This window comes from Mesorhizobium sp. M7D.F.Ca.US.004.03.1.1, from assembly GCF_003998635.1.
Lineage (GTDB): Bacteria > Pseudomonadota > Alphaproteobacteria > Rhizobiales > Rhizobiaceae > Mesorhizobium > Mesorhizobium loti.
Genome location: NZ_RZQG01001203.1, coordinates 1 through 1,503, shown reverse-complemented (window position 1 = coordinate 1,503; position 1,503 = coordinate 1). Strand labels below are relative to the sequence as shown.

The 1,503-nt window shown below is 57.3% G+C and carries 2 protein-coding genes; both read right to left on the bottom strand.

All coding sequences use genetic code 11. From position 1 onward, the window contains the following. Positions 1-567 precede the first annotated feature (567 nt). Positions 568-861, bottom strand: coding sequence for a hypothetical protein (locus EN935_RS35575; RefSeq protein WP_127374205.1), 294 nt, complete (start codon positions 859-861; stop codon positions 568-570). Positions 862-1,330: 469 nt separating this feature from the next. Next, a partial coding sequence (locus EN935_RS35570; RefSeq protein ID WP_164771664.1) for a DUF892 family protein occupies positions 1,331-1,503 on the bottom strand: 173 nt, incomplete at its 5' end.

Sequence of the window (1,503 nt, the reverse complement as noted above, 5' to 3'; positions counted from 1 at the left end):
CTCTTATTGAGGGAATACATGCGATTCTCCTTCGTTGCCTACCAGTCGACAATGACTGTACAAAGGCAACTTGTGAGCAGCATTTTAGACCCACCTTATAAAAGCATTCTCGTGAAGATGGCTTGCAAGCTCTCACCTAAGCGGAGTCAATTTTAGCCAATCATCAACCAAAAGGCCGCGACCTTCGGCAGGTACGGTTGGGGTTGGAACACGCGCTGAATGGCGCAGCGCGGTCCCGTTAGCCCGTTAGACAACTGTTTGACAATAGCGGCGCCGGCGGACGGGGCGTCATGGCTTCTTCGTCATCCGGCGTAACGGTTCCCCAGCCGATCGCAGCGAGCAGTCTCCTGGCAGCATGTCAACGGCAGGTCCCTACTCTGATTTTAGTCATGTCCCTCACCATCAGGGGGTGGCGCGGTAAATCTGGGGGACGTGCGGGCCTGCCAACATCCGCATGGGAGGAGCGAATGGAAGCCACCGTTGCGGCTTGAGGCACAGTCCCGGCTGAACAAAAAGGCCCGCTGGCTCGAGGCAGCGGGCCTTGTTTACGACTGACGCAGCGAATTATTAGTTTGCGCCGCCGAGCTGCTTGGTCATCTTGCAGAAATTGTCGTGCGCCTTCGCAATAGCCTCGTCGCCGCATTCCTTCATCATGGCTGCACGGTCCTCTTCCTTCATGGTCATCCAGGCAGCCTTGAATTCCGCCTCGGACTTCATGGTCTTCATGCCGGCATCGGTGAAGAATGGCGACATTTTCGCCGGATCATCGAGCGCGGACGTCCCGGTGCTGCCGCCTGCGAGCGCCGAACCAGTGATCATTGCGAGCGAAATCGCACCCGTAGTGAGCATCTTTAAATTCATGGAAAATTCCTCCTGCTAAAGGCTGTTCAAATATCAGGTTGTTCCATCAACTTCGTTCGTCGGAAAAGTTTCCCCGAGCGATCGCACTTTAACGGGCTCTGTGTGGGTCCGCGTTCCAACCGGTCGGCCCGCGTCAGGGCGATAAGCGGGCCGGCCGGAGCATTGCGGTCCTCGGCCGGCAGGGGGACGCTGCCGGCGATGAGAATAGTCCGTAGTATGAGGTCCATATGGCAAAAAGCCCGCCACTCTGAGGGGAGAGCAGCGGGCCAAGGTCTGGAGTGGTGCTGGGATCAACCAGCGTAGGTCAACTTGCGGCAGCGAGGTTGGTTGCCACCCATGTGCATATTTACATTCGCCTTCGCGCTTGCCAGAACAGCGCGGCGGAGAACAAACCAGGACGAGGCGCTGGCGGGCGGTCACGGAGCCCCGTTTAGCCAGAAATCGGTGCTCGCAGCGGGAAATGCCGGGATCAATTTGTCCTGTTGATGGACGTAACCGCAAGGTTCGTTAGCTTGTTGTTGGTGGCTTTTTCCTGGTCGAGGATCTCGCTCAGCAACTTATGAGCCTGATCATGCCCGAGGTCCTTTGCCCATTCCCGCAGCGAGCCGTATCGGGATATCTCATAGTGCTCGACTGCTTGAC

Excerpts from the sequence above, each read along its gene's own strand:
- EN935_RS35575 (WP_127374205.1), bottom strand. The coding sequence starts at position 861 with ATGAATTTAAAGATGCTCACTACGGGTGCGATTTCGCTCGCAATGATC.